This window comes from Aestuariivita sp. (assembly GCF_021404545.1).
GTDB lineage: Bacteria > Pseudomonadota > Alphaproteobacteria > Rhodobacterales > Rhodobacteraceae > Aestuariivita.
In genome coordinates, this window is the sequence record NZ_JAAWWD010000061.1 from 91,116 (window position 1) to 105,487 (window position 14,372).

At 65.7% G+C, this 14,372-nt stretch carries 10 protein-coding genes; all 10 read right to left on the minus strand.

Translation table 11 applies throughout. The annotated features are described in order from the left end of the window. Positions 1 to 273: 273 nt before the first annotated feature. Genes HEP69_RS18980 through HEP69_RS19025 form a run of 10 tightly spaced genes read right to left on the minus strand, consistent with a single transcriptional unit; the run spans position 274 to position 14,362 of the window. Positions 274 to 3,744: a DUF6519 domain-containing protein gene (locus tag HEP69_RS18980; protein ID WP_290560073.1), complete on the minus strand. Its 3,471-nt coding sequence runs from the start codon at positions 3,742 to 3,744 to the stop codon at positions 274 to 276. Between the two features lie 30 nt (positions 3,745 to 3,774). Continuing rightward, positions 3,775 to 6,015 carry a phage tail protein gene (locus tag HEP69_RS18985; RefSeq protein ID WP_290560074.1) on the minus strand — a complete coding sequence of 747 codons (2,241 nt, stop codon included), beginning with the start codon at positions 6,013 to 6,015 and terminating at the stop codon, positions 3,775 to 3,777. Continuing rightward, on the minus strand, positions 6,015 to 8,516 hold the full coding sequence (locus HEP69_RS18990; protein ID WP_290560075.1) for a baseplate J/gp47 family protein: 2,502 nt from the start codon (positions 8,514 to 8,516) through the stop codon (positions 6,015 to 6,017). Before HEP69_RS18990 ends, HEP69_RS18985 begins: the two co-directional genes overlap by 1 nt. Beyond that, the gene (locus HEP69_RS18995) at positions 8,513 to 10,933 is read right to left on the minus strand and encodes a putative baseplate assembly protein (RefSeq protein WP_290560076.1); all 2,421 of its coding nucleotides are present in this window, start codon (positions 10,931 to 10,933) and stop codon (positions 8,513 to 8,515) included. Before HEP69_RS18995 ends, HEP69_RS18990 begins: the two co-directional genes overlap by 4 nt. Further along, positions 10,930 to 11,289, minus strand: a complete 360-nt coding sequence (locus tag HEP69_RS19000; protein ID WP_290560077.1) for a GPW/gp25 family protein — start codon at positions 11,287 to 11,289, stop codon at positions 10,930 to 10,932. The genes HEP69_RS18995 and HEP69_RS19000 overlap by 4 nt, the downstream gene beginning before the upstream one ends. Continuing rightward, the gene (locus tag HEP69_RS19005; protein ID WP_290560078.1) at positions 11,286 to 11,630 is read right to left on the minus strand and encodes a hypothetical protein; all 345 of its coding nucleotides are present in this window, start codon (positions 11,628 to 11,630) and stop codon (positions 11,286 to 11,288) included. The genes HEP69_RS19000 and HEP69_RS19005 overlap by 4 nt, the downstream gene beginning before the upstream one ends. A 30-nt stretch (positions 11,631 to 11,660) precedes the next feature. Beyond that, on the minus strand, positions 11,661 to 12,173 hold the full coding sequence (locus tag HEP69_RS19010) for a phage baseplate assembly protein V (RefSeq protein ID WP_290560079.1): 513 nt from the start codon (positions 12,171 to 12,173) through the stop codon (positions 11,661 to 11,663). 16 nt (positions 12,174 to 12,189) lie between these two features. Then, the gene (locus tag HEP69_RS19015) at positions 12,190 to 13,341 is read right to left on the minus strand and encodes a hypothetical protein (protein WP_290560080.1); all 1,152 of its coding nucleotides are present in this window, start codon (positions 13,339 to 13,341) and stop codon (positions 12,190 to 12,192) included. After that, entirely contained in the window at positions 13,338 to 13,697 is a 360-nt protein-coding gene (locus tag HEP69_RS19020) for a hypothetical protein (RefSeq protein WP_290560081.1), read from the minus strand. The genes HEP69_RS19015 and HEP69_RS19020 overlap by 4 nt, the downstream gene beginning before the upstream one ends. Beyond that, complete coding sequence (locus HEP69_RS19025; RefSeq protein WP_290560082.1) at positions 13,694 to 14,362, minus strand: hypothetical protein; 669 nt, start codon at positions 14,360 to 14,362, stop codon at positions 13,694 to 13,696. Before HEP69_RS19025 ends, HEP69_RS19020 begins: the two co-directional genes overlap by 4 nt. Positions 14,363 to 14,372 lie beyond the last annotated feature (10 nt).

Consider the following 14,372-nt stretch of genomic DNA (forward strand, 5'->3'; position numbering starts at 1 on the left):
ACGAAAGCGCGTGTTTGGGAATGCGCGCTCCTGAGGCTGCCGATTTTACGGCAAACCGATCGCCCAAAAAGGCAGAAGCGAGCCGCAATACGCCTCGCCTCAAAGCTCCAACGGGGACTCGAACCCCTTTCATAACGAAATCAAACCAACCGAAGCTGAACGAAACCGTCAAAAGCACCGTGCATCCGTGTCAGAACCCTTAAAACCTACACTCTTCACGCGATTCGTGCAAAGGCATTGGCGGTATTCAGCCGACCTGCCGGAGGTCTTACATCACCCAGTGACGTTGTTCCGGGTCAGCATTGCCGAAGGGATCGCATAGCCGTCGAGCGACCAGTTATCCGCCGCCAGCCATTGAACGTCCGCCCGCTCTGGCGCGGGGCCCGTATGGGTCATTCGCAGCGCCGTGGCGTCGATATCTATCATGTTCTCCTTGAACATCACGAAGGGTCCCATGCGCCCGTATATCCGCACCGCCTCGTAATAGCGCATGCTGTCCGTGCGGCCTGCGGCCCAGTGGATCTGATTGGCGTGCATGCGCACCCGCTCGGCATTGCCGACAAACAGCCCAAAGGGTGCGACACGCCGCTCGACCGGCAGGCGCAGGAAAATGACGTTGTCGCGCAGCGTGATCGAGCTGGCCCTGTCAAAGGACTGGCGCGTGGGGTCGCTGTGGCTCAGCCCGATTTGCATCGAGACGCAAAACCCCTCGATCCGATTGCCCGAGATGTCGGCGGCCCCCAATGTGCGGCCGCCGATCACCAGACCCTGATGCCCCGAAGGCAGCACATTCGCGGCAAGACTGTCAAACCACGCGTTGGCCGATGGAAACCGTGCCCGAAAAACGCTGTCGCGCACGATGCGTTCGGCCACATGCCGCGCGTGGAGCAGCAGATCCCGGTCCGAACGCACGTTGTCAGGCGGCGCGGCGCGCAGGATGTTCTGCCAGTCCCGCGTGCTGATCGGACTGTCAAAGGCCAGGCGCTGATTGTCGATGACAAGAGCCGTGGCGCGCGGCGCGGTTTCGTCGAAACTCCGCACGGTCACGGGGCTGCGCAACAGCAGGCTCTCGCGCACAGGCTGCTCCAGCCGGGCAAAGGCCGTTTCCCCGATACTGGCCTGCAAGGCGCCAAGCTGCCGCTCATAGCTCGGCAGTTGCCTGGGCGTACGCGTTGCGGTCCGCACAAGGCCGGTGACATATCCCGCGAACGCCTCTGGGTTCGCGGTTTGCCCCTCGGCCGGGGGATTGGCCGCCATCAGTTCGGACCATTCCGCCTGCGGCACCGACGACGGGATAAAGGCCGTAAAGGCGCCGCCGCGCAGCATACGGGTGCCGGCGATCGGCGATGTTGATTCAATCAAAGGCCGATCCACCAGTTGCGCCACCACAGCGGCACGTCGGACCGGGTTTGCCAACAGGCGGTCAATGGTCAGGCCGCGCGGTCGCCGTGCCACGCAGATCTCGTTGTCACGGACCCAAACGCGTGCCGCATCGGTCATCAGAACCCCGATCTGGCCATATCCCGCAGTCAGCCTGTTGTTGACCACCCGAATGGCGCGCAGCGGGGTGGGCCTTTCGGCGCGGTCGAAATCAAGCGGGCGAATGGTCAGGCACGTGCGCGTACGCCCGGCACCGGCACCACAGGACAGCGCACAGTTCTCGATCGTCACATCCCGGCAGCCCGTCGTGGTGATCGTGCCGTTGAGATGCCGCACAGCGCCAACGGCATCACCGCCATCGGGCGTGGCAACCGACAGGTTGCTCAGAGAAAAACTGAGGCAGTCGATGGCCTCGATCGCCCGTTCGGCCCGCCGCACAACGATCTCGGTTCCTTCGCCGCAGCCCGAGATCTCGATATGGCCCAGACCCGACAGGGTGGCCGTCTGGCGTGCCTCGTATCGGCCTCGCTGGAAACAGATATGCGCATTCTCCCGAGGTTGCAGGCTGGCCAGCAGCGCCACCCAATCCATGCCTGGCGTCACGATGTAGGTGGCGCAGCCGCCCTGGGTCATCTCGCACAGCGCGTCGATCGCCTCCTGCACGGTGTCCGTGCCGGCCAGCGGCGGACAGTTCGACGGATCGTAGGAGACTGTTGCGGCAGTGCTCAGATTGGCGTTGAAGCTGATCGGCAGATGCCTGCGATTGCCTCCGGGATCCAGCAGTTCCGCTTCGACCCGCTGGCTTGGCGTGCCACTGTCGAGCGACCAGTTGGTCTGCACCACACCGGCCGCGTCGGTGGTCGCAACCAGCGAGGTCACCCCACCGGTCAGCACCCCGTTACCCTCGACAACGGTGAACCGGACGCGCCGCCCGGCCAGCGGTGTCTGGCCCCGCGACACGCCGACCCGCAAGGGCTGCGGCAGGGCAACCAGCGTGGCGGCGTTCACGGGGTCGGGCGCCGTCTCCTGCCCGTCGCCGCCCAACAGGTCCATGGTCACCAGACCGGTCAGCGGCGGAAACAGGTTGCGGCAGTCCTGCGTGACGCTCCAGGTGCTGTCCTTGGTCAGAAGCCCCAGCTTGCAATAGGCATGTGAGATGCCCTCCGGCGGCAGGCGCAGCGGGTCGCCTGTGCCGGGCCCGCGCGGCCATTCGATGTCGTTGATCTCGTGCCTGGCGGGGATTGTGACGTAATCGCCCGATGCATAGGTCCTGCCCGCCTCGAACCCGATCTCGACACCGTCCTCCAGCGGCAGGTAACCGTCATCGGTTCCCGGGACGATCACGGTTTGCAGCCCGTCTCCGTCCCAGCGGCGCACAATCGCGTTGGCCCCAAAGCTTACAATATCGACCGGGCCATCTGCGGTCACCGGATCAAGGATCAGGACGTCGTCCTGTGCGTTCAGCAGCCGCACCATCGTGCCTGGCAGCCCTTGCAGGGCGCGGTCGTCGTCGATCAACTCGACCCAGTCGCCCGGTCCGAACCCGCGCGCCCGATCTCGCCCGATGCTGGCTACGGTCAGGTTGGCGCCATTGCTGGAGATCCAGCGGGTTGCAACCGACCCGTTTTCGCGCGACCACTTGAATGTCGCGGTGCCCACAGGCCCGCCCTGATGGATCTGCACACGGTAGAGCTGGTTTGACACGCGCCGATACCCTGCCCCGGCCTCGACCACGCAAGGCCCATCATCAATGGTCGAAGGCTGCGCCCGGGCGCGGAAGGTACCGTCGGGGCCGGTGATCAGATCCGTCCAGGCCACCGGCATGCTATCGCAGTGAACCTCAGCCGACAGCGGGCCTGCGCGGACCAGCCGCACCTGCCAGATCGTGCGCGCCGCCCCAGCCGTATCGGCCCCGCCCAGTGCGGTTTCCAAAAGCGCAGGGTCCTGCAACGGCGTAATCAGGCGGGTCCAGCGGTCGAGAACGGCAAAATACTGACCGTCCGGAGCCGCATCCAGTGTCACGTCGATACCTGTGTCCAACCGCACGATAGGCGCGCCCGCGGGCAGATGCGGCTGCGCCTCCAGATCCACCGCTTCCGCATTTTCGCACAGCACGCCATGGACGTAATAGGCGCCCGGACCCGCACCGAGGCCTGCGCCAAAAGGACCGATGGCAAAGCCCGCCTCGTTTTCGGGCGCGCCGCATGGGCCGACGATGTGGGTGGTTCGCCGCCGACGCAGGTAATCCGCGATACTCCATTGCTTGTTCAGGTCCTGATCAAGAACGATCCGTCCCTGAAAACTCAGCACGCCGCGATCGCCCGCAGCCGGATCGAATGTCCATCGGCTGAAATCACCATGCATGGCAGGTCTCCTTGATTGTGAGGCGGCGCATCAGGTCACCTCGATCAGCCCGGCCTCAAGGCCAAAGCGCAGATATTCGTCGAGTGCGCGGCGCGCGTTGGCGCGGCGCTGCGGCAGGGCGAGAAAGCCCCAGGCGCCCATCCCTGCCCCGTCATCGGCACCTGCCGCGATCTCGGGCGGGGTGCGGAGGCCTGGCAGGGCATAGGCATAATGCACCGGATCCAGCGCACCGAAGCTGGGCACGATCCGGGCCAGAATGGCCGGCTGCTGGGCCGCGGGCACATCGTCCAGTGCAAGATCCGGCTGGCAGCGATAGCGACGCGGCAGGCTGGATCCGGGCGCGACATAGCAAAACCGCACACAGCCTTCCTGCAATCGCCGGGCCAAAGCCACGTCGGTGAAAATCGAATTGCTGGCGTGGCAGCGCTCGACTGTCACCGCCCCGATGCAGGTGGCGCGTTCCATCCGCACCTGCGCATCCTGCAGGTCGATCGCCGCACCCCCATCACCGTCGATTATACTCTCGGTAATCTCACAGGCAGCGATGTCATCCATGGCAGAAAGCGGCCCGATCCGGGCCCGGCAGAGCACCAGTTCCAACGCCTCGTTGTCCAGGCCGATGGCCAGCCCGCCGGCCTCTGGCGGCTGTGTCAGATGGTCCAGCATCAGCATTCCCAGACCGGCGCCCGGCCCATCCAGCACGGCAAGGGCGCCGTCCAGCAGCAACCCGTTCAGAACGAACTCACCCGGCGTATCGCTGCCGCCAGGGGCAGTGCCGATAACCTCCAGATCGCCGATCACACAAGGCCGCAGACCCGACGCGTCATACAGACCCAGCGGCCGCACGGTCTGTCCCGGCGCACCCCCCTCGACAGGCACGTCAGGCCAGCCAGCGGCGGCAATCACCAGCAGGCTGCCCTCCGGCAGCTCGATCCGGTCCGCACCGGTCAGCGTGTCCTCGAACGCGGCGTTTTCGGCCATGCAGATCAGCCCGACCTGCCCGGCAGGCAAGGCGTTCCAGGCCGCCACGGCCTCGTGCAGCGTGGCAAAGATGGTGGTGTTATCGGCGGCTTCGGCCCGGGTGACCATGACCTGCCAGTCGATCGAGCGCGCCCCGAAAATGTCTTGCAGCGCCTCGGACCTGTCATAGGGCCCACCGCCCAGATCACCCAGGCCCAGCGTCGCGTGGCTCACCCGTATCTCAGCGGCCGTGTCGCCCGCAGGCAGCGCCAGCCGACCCCGCTCCACATCGATGCCCACCCGGATCGGCAGGGCAACTGATGGCCCGCCGCCGACGGGCTGGTAATCGAGGCTCGGCGGTGGTCGGCGCCAATCGGTCGGATCCGCCGACAGATCGCCCAGATGACAGATCGCGACCTCCTCGACCGGCACCTCGGTCAGCGGATCGGCAGCGGTCGGCCGGACCCAGATCCGGAACGGCGGTTGCGCGGTGAAGAACTGCGGCGTTGGCGCGGGTCGGCCATCGGCGATTGCCTGACGCCGCATGTCAAGCTCTGCATGCAATGCCATGGGGCGCAGCAGGCCCGGCGTGTGTTCCTCCCGGGTCAGGCTTTCGATCCCCCGCTCGGCCTCCGGCGTGTTGGCCAGTGGAATGTCCCGGCGCAACGGGTCAAGATGCGCGCGGCCCGCCACCCCGCCATCGGTGTCGCGCACCAGCACATGTGCCAGCGGAAAGGCTTCTGCCTTCCAGACGAACAGTCCGATATTGGGAATGTTGTAGCGCCCCTTGCCCGCAGTGATCCGCCCCATCTCGGCCATTCTGGGCCCGGGATCGAAAGCCCCATCTGTCAGTTCCAACGCCGCTGCGTCCCGCAGATCCAGCGTGCCGGGATAGCCGTGGCGCACATGGTTCATATGCGCCGTAACCGACAGGTCCAGGAAATGCTCTGCCGCGGTGGTGATCCAGCCTGTCGTGTCACGCACCACCTCCTCGATCACCGGGACGGTCCCCTTGCGCCGACGATAGGCCAGCGTATTGGCCACATAGGCGCGTTGCGGCAACGCCCGGTTCGCCGTGACATCGTTGGTCAGCCGCACATCCAGCAGATCGGCGATATAGGGCACGACCCAGGGATCGCAGGTCTCGATGAACCAATTGGCATAGCGCGCCGCGATATCGTCTTCCATCGCCTCGGCCTGCTTCGCGATAACGCGGATCAGGTCCTCCAGCGCGCCGCCGCCGCTTTCCGCATCGCGCAGCCGGTGGATCGCCGGAAGCAGCTCATAGATGCGCTTTTCGTCCAGAGCCATCAGAGGGTTCCTTTCAGATCGAGCGTGACGGGATCGACCAGCAGCAGCTCGGCCGGGACCAGTCCCGCGGATGTCGCTTGCGCCAGATCGGCGGGCAACCTGTCTGCTGTTCCGGCCTGCCCGACAAAGGCCAGCGTGCGCAGCACGACACCCTCGACCCCCGGGCAGTCATGCAGAACCGACATCACCTCGGATCGGGTGACCGCCTGTCCAAATCCCCGCGTGGCAAAGGAAAATGCCTGGGCGACGCGCACCGCCGCCACCTGGGCCACATCCTCGGGGATCAGATCGGACCGCACCACCAGATCGGCGGCCAGCGTGAACCTCCGGGCCATATAGCTGCCCAGACTGACCGGCTCGTCGGAATGGCGCGCCAGGTCGATACCGTCGCGCAGGTTCTGATAAAGCGTATCGGTCGGCAGAACCGCCGCCCCGTCCGCCCCGGCGATGGTGATATGAACCAGCCGCTGCGAGCGGGTCCACAAGGTCTGCGCCCGGGCCTTGCCGATCCCTGAAAACGCCGCCGCAAAATCCTGATAATCGGTCAGCGTCACGATGCGGTCGATCAGCCGCGTCTGCAGCGCCGCGTTCCGCCGTGCATCGGCCGTCACTTCGGCATCCGCCGCGCCGCTGGCCGGAACCGGGTTGATCACCGCCTTTACGCCCAGCGGTCGGCTCGTCAACTGGTCGATGCGGCCTGTGTCAAGGTTCCCCTCGGTGCCGTTGCCGACCCGAAGCCGGGCCGTGACATTGGACTGGCCCGAAGCCGGGCGCGCACCCGCCATGCGCCCGTCACCAAAAGTGATGAGAGCCGCGCCGTCCTCCAGCTGTGTCAGCGTATAGACCCGGGCCGAGGTGCTTTGGCGGTAAAATGTATCGACCTCCTCCCACAGCTCGCCATCGACGCGGACCTCCAGCGTCGCATGCGCGCCGGTACCGCCGCTGGACGAAACATAGCTGAGCGGCACCGATTGCAGGCGGAAGCTCTGGAACCCGCGGGCGGCATCCGCGCTGCCCAGGACTTCGCTCCGCGAAGCGCCCATGTTTGCCGCCGCGACATTGGCATTGATCCGCAGCGACAGCCGGTCATAGGTGTTTTGCAGATCGGTCTCGAAGGTCAGCCGGGTCAGTCCGTCCACGATATCGACCTGGGCAATTGTCACCACTTCGCTGACCGGCGTGCCGTCCGGCGTTTGCCCACGCAGCGCCACAACACGGCCTTTGGTCAGATCTGGATCCGCGACATTCAGCGTCACCGCATTGGCCGCGACCGGAGAGCTCAGCGGACGCGCGGCCAGCGGCAGGCGCTCGCTTTGACAAAGCACGCTCGCGGTGCGCGGACTGTAGAACTGGATGCCCTCGCCCTGAATCGAAAGGCGCGTGACCTTGGCCGAGATCAGAAACCCGTTGTGCGACTGGCTGCGTAAGCCGGTGATGCGATAGAGCGACGGCAGACCGGCACCGCCGACGACCATCCAGCTTTCGGCCACCAGCCGGGGATAGACCTGATCCAGAAACAGATGCGATTGGCCGATGTCATACAGCGCATCCGCCCAGGCCAGCTGTTGTGTGGCATAAGGACCGGGCATGAAGGCGTTGTCTTCGGGATTCAACTCTCCCACGCGCAGCGGCAGCGGCAGATCGTGCCACTCCATCGCATTATGGCCAAATGCCGCCGCACGCTGGCGCAGGACATAGACCTCGGCGGCATCCCCAGCCGTGATCGTGTCCAGCGCCGCATCCAGACGGACCCGCGTATGCTCGGGCCGCGGGTCATCCGGGGTCGGTGGCGAAAACGGGTCCACCGCCTGCACATAGCGCAGGTCGAACTGGGCTGTAGCCGGATCGACCTGCGCTCCGGCTGCCACGAACAAAAGCGGCAGGCCGGGCTCCAGGCCTGTGTCTGTGCCCGCGATAAAGATCTCATCGGTGCCGGTCCCGATGGTCACGGGTTCCGTCAATCGCGGCCGCAGCGCGTTCCAGCGGGGCCGCCCGATCAGCTCGGCCTGCGTCTCGAAGGCCTGCGGCATCTCCTCTGGAGCGGGTGTGCTTTGCGCCTGTGTGCCCGCGGGCACCGTGATCTTATCGGGGGTCGAGGGCGTCACCTCGCAATCGAAGGCAAGCCAGGTGTCGCTGCCGACGCCCGGCTTCAGCTTGTATCCGACACCCGCCGCCATCTGCCGCACCGACAGCCGGTCTTCGGCTGTGCGCAAAAAGCCCTCGTTGGTCAGCTCCTCCTGGTAAAAGCCCAGCACATCCAGCACGCCGGCCCAGCCATCCAGCAACGCAATCGTCGGGTCGTCGTCGTCGCGCACCGTCAGCCGCCGCATCGCACCGGTCCGCGCCAGCTGCTCCAGCATATCCGCCTTGAACGCCGCATGGGTGCCGACCCGCGCGTCGATCCGCGCCCGCCCGGGCGCGTTTTCGCGGGTCCGGGGTACGCGCGGCGCTGTATCCTCGCAACAGCCGCAGGTGGCTTCGGTTCGATTGCTCCGGGTCATACGCCGCCCTCCACATTACATTGAAAGACCCCGTGCTCGGGCAGGTTGGGATTGTTCTCCAGCCGCAGAACCTCGCTCTGGCCCGGCAGGATACGCGCCGCTCCGGTCAGGTCGCCATCCGGCGCGCCCCAGCGCCGCAGATGGGCGATCCGCACCGAGGCGACACCGTCCACCTCCATCGCCGCCGCAAGAATTTCCGACGTATAGAGCGGCTGCCCGAAGGTCAGATTATCCGGGTGGAAGAACCCCGGCAGGCCTGAATGTCGATACCCAGAACTGAACCGGTCGATCAGCGCCGCCTTCACATCAGCGGCGAACCGGTCTGGGGTCGCACAGGCATGGAGCAACAGGTCAAGGTTGAGGAAAATCGGGTCGCGCAGTTGCACGTCGACGCCAGCCATCCGCCGCGTTTCCAACCGATCCACAAGCGCCTGCCGGAACGCCGTGTCCTCGCTCACCAGCCGGTTTTCGCGCCCGTCCACCGTGACCACCACCGTGTACCAAGACCCGAACCAGAAATGCTCGGCCACGGCACGCTGCACGTCCGGGTCTTCCTCGGCGACGTGGGCGTAATCCTCGGCGATGACCGCCCGACGCTGCGTGCGGTAGGCTTGCGGCGCAAAAGCGCGCGCGACGGCCAGCGGCTCGGGCGCGGTGCCGCCCTGGCCGGGCAGCGGGTTACGCACCCGTTCGACGCCGTCCAGGGCGGTCACCACGTGCCGCAGCGTATCCGATCCGTCATTGCCCATCGGCCCGCCACCCTGGCGCACCCGCGCCGTCAACGTGGTCCCGATCGTCGGCGCCTTGCCGAACCGGTGGTTGCCAAACCGCAGGAAGGTATGACCGTTGCGCTCAGGCTCGGCCACGAAATGCGCATCGAACCGCCGTGAGCGCAACAGATCGGCGCGCGGATGCCACTGCTCGATCCCGTCGCTGAGCTGCACCGCCGGCAGCGCCTGGTCCGCAGTGCGGGCCATCACCCACGTGGCCGGATCCGTACGCGCCGCCCCGGGATCGAAGGGGTCGGCAAAGACAACCTCCATTCGGGGCAGCCGTGGGGTATAGGCACGGTCGCTGACCCGCGTGGGCGGGTCCAGCGCAAGGCCCTCCACCGTCAGCCCGTGATCGGCCGGAACGATATTGCCGCGCGCCAGGCCGGTCGGAATGACCTGTGGCGTGCCGCTCTGATCCAGCACCTCGGCCGACAGGCACAGCGGGAAGGGCAAGGCATCCGCCGTATCCCAGACAATCTCGACCACATCGACACCTTCCAGATCGTCGCGCAGCTGGCGTGTCCCGGTCAGCCGCACCACATGCCGACGGGATGGATCGGCATCCTGTACCAGACCGGTGTCAGGGCTCGCACTTTCTTCGAGCAGCACCAGATCGCCCTGCACCAGACCGCGGTCATCGCTGTTGTCCAGCCAGGCGCGGGTCGCTCCTTTCGGCAGACAACACAGATCGTCGGACCACTGATGGAACGGCATCTCGTTTTGCAGCGCGTTGAGGCGCAGCGCGGCCATCGTCTCGAACACCGTCGGACCGCTGCCCAGGTGACCTGGCAGATCGCCCGGATCGATGGTTGCCTCGGACCTGTCGACCCGCGTCAGCAGCGGCGTTCCCAAAGGCAGCACCGCACCGTCCGCGGCACTGTTCAGCCGCACCGTCAAATGCGCCCAACACCGCGCGTTCAGACCCTGTCCCAGATGATAGTCCAACAACCGCGCATGCCGCGCCACCGACCGGCGCAGCCGCGCCGTCATCAGATACCCTTCGGGCGTGATCGCATCCTGCTGCTGGCTCAGATGATCGCCCAGATAGGCCAGCAGCTCGACCAATGTGATCTGCAAATCGGCGGCATTGCGGTCCCGCCAGTCGGGGATCTGCAATGCCATCCGGTCCAGGATCAGCCGCCGGAAGCTGTCGTAATCCTTGGCCAGATAGTTCAACACCGGCTCGCTCAGCGGGGTCTGGGCACAGGCGGCCTCCAGCGCACAGTCGAAATCGCTGGGGCATTCGGCTTTGAAGGAAAAGCGGATCTGTGACAGCCAGGGGTCAAAACCGGCGGGCACCGGGCTTTCCGACAGGCTCGCATCGGTCACCAGATGCAGGCAATAGGGCGAGAAATCGCCTGCCCGGTTCAGCGTCAGGATGACCTCGTTATCCGCCACGGCCAGTCCGGTGACAGCGATCCCGCGGATCCGCTCGCCGCCGGTGATGCGGAAATTCCGCGGGGTGAGGGCGGGCGCCGCAGGCACGCCCCCCGGCGCGCCCGGCAGCGGGTGGGCAAAAAGCACGCGCAGCTCGGTCTGAGCCGGGTTTGCGATCTCAAGATAATCCAGTCCGTTGATCGCTGCCTGATCGCGCAGCGCGGCCAATCGCCGGGGCCGGTCACAATGATAGCGGTCATCGCTCATAACGCACGCTCCAGTCTGGTTTGGCGCCGTTCGCCCGACCGTTGCAGGCGATATGAGATGTCCAGCACCAATCGCGCCTCGTCCGCAGTCACCGAAATCGCGTCGATCTCGGCGTAATCGGCAATCCACTGATCGAGTGCTGCCTTGACCGACGCTTCGATGGTGGCAGCCAGCGCGTCGCCATTCGGAGCGAACACCGTCTGCAGGATGCCACTGCCGAAATTCGGGCGGTTGATCCGCTCGCCCGGCGCGGTGAACAGAACCTGCTCGATCAGGTCGCGGACATAATCCGCCTCGCCGGTCAGGCGGGTGCGGCCGCGGCTGTCGATGCCATAGGGGAAATCAATATGGGTCATATGCCGGTCACCCTGGGTTGTACGACAGACACCACAGCGGGACCTTGCGGGATCTGTTCGACGCTCGTGCCGATCCCCGCGGAAGTGCCAAGCAGCGCAGGTAATCCATTGATGAAAACCCGCGTGGCCGGCGCGGTCCACCGGACCGTCACGCAGGGCTGCGGCTTGGTTCCGGTGCCAATCGGGACCTGGAACGGGCATCCCGCCACCGTCCAGACATCGCTGGCCACCGATGCGGGCGCGCCAGACAACAGCACCCGCGGCACGCCCGGCGCCCCGGTCGCCGGAGCGGCATGCGGGCACGATACGCCCGCGCCAATCTGAAGAAGCGGTCCCGGCATGTCTGTCCTCCCTTTCCTGTGTCTTGTGGCTCAGGCCACTGTCAGCGCGCCGCCATTGACGGTCACGACGTTGCCCACCATGGCGATGATCGCGCCCTTGCCGTTGTTGAATGTGATCCCGGTGTCGTTCATGGTCAGGGTCGCGCCGGTTGTGGTCTTGAGAAGCACACCGCCTGTCGGCCCGGGCACATCGCTCAGCATCAGCGTATTCTGACCCAATGTCTGGATCACCACGCTCGACACGCCCGGTGGCGCCGCATTTGCCAGCGCCGGTACCTCGGCCGGGGTGCCATAAAAGCCGCCCACCCAGATCGGCTTGCCCGGATCGCCGCCTTCGAACTCGATCCAGACCCCGGCGCCCACCATCGGCAGCGCAACGGCCCCCATCTGCGGTCCGGCAAACGGGAAACACGGCATCGCCCAGCCCGACGGCGTGGCCCCCAGCACATCGGGCACCTGCGCCATGATGCGCCCCTTGAACAGGGGATCGACATTGTTGATCACCGTGCCCCGGAACTTGCCGTAATAGCGGCGGTCGGTCATATGCGCGCTCCTTTTCTCACCAGGCCACCCTGGCGTTCCGCGTCATGCGAAAGTTTTGCTTGAACGATCCGGGCTTGAGCGTGCTGGTCACGCTGTCGACATAGTAGGCGCCCGAATGCAGATGACCGGCGCCCTGCACCTCAACCAGCCGCCGCGCCCGCAGCACTTCGCCATAACGTGTGACATCCAGCGAGCCCGAGGCACTGATGATCTCGGCATTGCGCGAGGCCTGTCCCAGCGCCTTTGCGGCGGTCACCGGAAAGGTATCCGCGGCGGTGTCTGCCTCTTCGTCATCCTCGTCGCGTTCACGCGCGGGCGGACGGCGGTTGAGCAGCTTATAGCCCATCGGAAACGGCGGACGACGCCCCAACGGCGGGTTGATCGGGTTGATCCCCGGCACCGGGATCGGAATGTTCACATGCGTTTCGTCATTGCGGTAGAAGACAAAATAGATGTTCTTCTTCAGCCCGTCATAACTCACGGAAAAGCTGTCGATATTGCTCTCGCCGTCCATGTTGATGCGCATCGGCGATTGCGTCGGGCCCACTTTTACCTCCGGCCCCCAATACGCGATATTCATTCCTGGCGCGGGACCCGCGGCCACAAAGAAGATATAGCCCGCCTCGCGCGCCAGCCGGTTGATATAGGCATAGTCGGTTTCGGCCTGCATCTCGATCCGCTCCAGCGGGTTGGACACCGCCAGAAACAGCGACGGCGTTGCCGCAGGCACAACGCCATACATCGCGTATTTCGCCAGCAGAAACGCCACCCGTCCAAAAGGCGGCATCGGCGGCATCGGGATCGCCGAGATATCGACCAGATCCATCATCTGGCTGACATCGGTGCCGGTCAGGCTGAGCGTCGCTTGCCCGGCCTGGTTCGACGGTGCGAAATCCTGCCGCGTAATGATCCCGTCGGCCAGCACCTGTTCGCGCCCCGCCAGCGTGATCGAGATGATCACCCGGTTTGGTGGCTCGAACAGGATGCCGCGCGTCACCTCGCGGCCCATCTCGCTGTCCTCGGAATAGGTGAACCGCAACTGAAACCCGCTGCGCCCCTTGCTGGCCTCGGTGGTCTGCACCTCGACCACGCTGTCGACGATCGCGGCCGAGACCGGCGTCGCAATCACCGGCCCCATGCGAAGCGTGAGATGCGCGCCCCCGGTCACAGATCCCCCTCCGGTATGGCGATCACCACCCGTATGCCCGCTTCGGCCAGGACCGCATCGGGATCCAGTGCAAGGTTGGCGTCACAAATCAGCCAGAACATCGTCGGATCGCCCAGATAGCTGGCCGCCAACCGGTCCAGCCGGTCACTGTCGGTGACGCGGTGCTCGGCGACGACCCGCATCTGGTCGGGGTCCACCGGAAACCGACGCGTCAGATAGGTCACCCTGCGCCCGTCGGGCAACGTGCGGCTTTTGATCGGCAGGTTGTAATACCGGCTGTTCGGCGTCAGCAGCGTTGCGATGCCCGGGCCTTCGGGCTGCACGATACCCAACAGTGTCAACGGATCGGCGGTCATGGCAGCTCCTCCAGGCCCAGATCGTTGATTGCACCCTGCGGTTGCTGCCGCGCCAGCCGCTCGCGGTTGCGGTGATAGGCCCGGTACATCGCCGCGGCGCGGGATCCATAGCCGACATCGCTGGTGGTCAGCACCGTCATGTTCAGGCTCAGCCGCACCCGCAGCGGGTTGAGATCGGGCGTAAAGCCCTCCTCGACCGCGCTCATATCCGACAGGACCACCGGAACCACCCGGTCCTGGCCCCACACAAACAGCACCAGCGACGCTTTGCGCGGGATGATCTCCAACTCGCCCCGCTGCGCCCGGTCGTGGGTCTGCTGCACGCTCTGGGCGCTGGGATAAAGCACGTTCTCGAGTGCGGCGAGCTGCGCATGCAATCCGACTTCGACCGCGGTCGGATTGTCACGCGGAAACTCCAGTTGATCGGTGGCATCCAGCTCGGCCTCGATGCTGATCGTTTCGACCGGTGGCCCGGTCAGGCGCAACGCCTCGGCCCGGTCGCCACCCTCGCCCGCGCCGCGCGCCTGGATCGACCGCGACAGGCTTTCTGGATTGTACTGGAACGCGATCACCCGCTCGACCGCGTCGGTCTCGCTGTCAATCAGCACAAAACCGCCCTGGCGGACGCGTGGCGCGCGCGGCGAGGCAGAATATGTAGTCGGCATGGCGCGATCT

Excerpts from the sequence above, each read along its gene's own strand:
- HEP69_RS18980 (WP_290560073.1), bottom strand. The coding sequence starts at position 3,744 with ATGCATGGTGATTTCAGCCGATGGACATTCGATCCGGCTGCGGGCGAT.
- HEP69_RS19025 (WP_290560082.1), bottom strand. The coding sequence starts at position 14,362 with ATGCCGACTACATATTCTGCCTCGCCGCGCGCGCCACGCGTCCGCCAG.
- HEP69_RS19000 (WP_290560077.1), bottom strand. The coding sequence starts at position 11,289 with ATGACCCATATTGATTTCCCCTATGGCATCGACAGCCGCGGCCGCACC.
- HEP69_RS18990 (WP_290560075.1), bottom strand. The coding sequence starts at position 8,516 with ATGACCCGGAGCAATCGAACCGAAGCCACCTGCGGCTGTTGCGAGGAT.
- HEP69_RS18985 (WP_290560074.1), bottom strand. The coding sequence starts at position 6,015 with ATGGCTCTGGACGAAAAGCGCATCTATGAGCTGCTTCCGGCGATCCAC.
- HEP69_RS19010 (WP_290560079.1), bottom strand. The coding sequence starts at position 12,173 with ATGACCGACCGCCGCTATTACGGCAAGTTCCGGGGCACGGTGATCAAC.
- HEP69_RS19005 (WP_290560078.1), bottom strand. The coding sequence starts at position 11,630 with ATGCCGGGACCGCTTCTTCAGATTGGCGCGGGCGTATCGTGCCCGCAT.
- HEP69_RS19020 (WP_290560081.1), bottom strand. The coding sequence starts at position 13,697 with ATGACCGCCGATCCGTTGACACTGTTGGGTATCGTGCAGCCCGAAGGC.
- HEP69_RS18995 (WP_290560076.1), bottom strand. The coding sequence starts at position 10,933 with ATGAGCGATGACCGCTATCATTGTGACCGGCCCCGGCGATTGGCCGCG.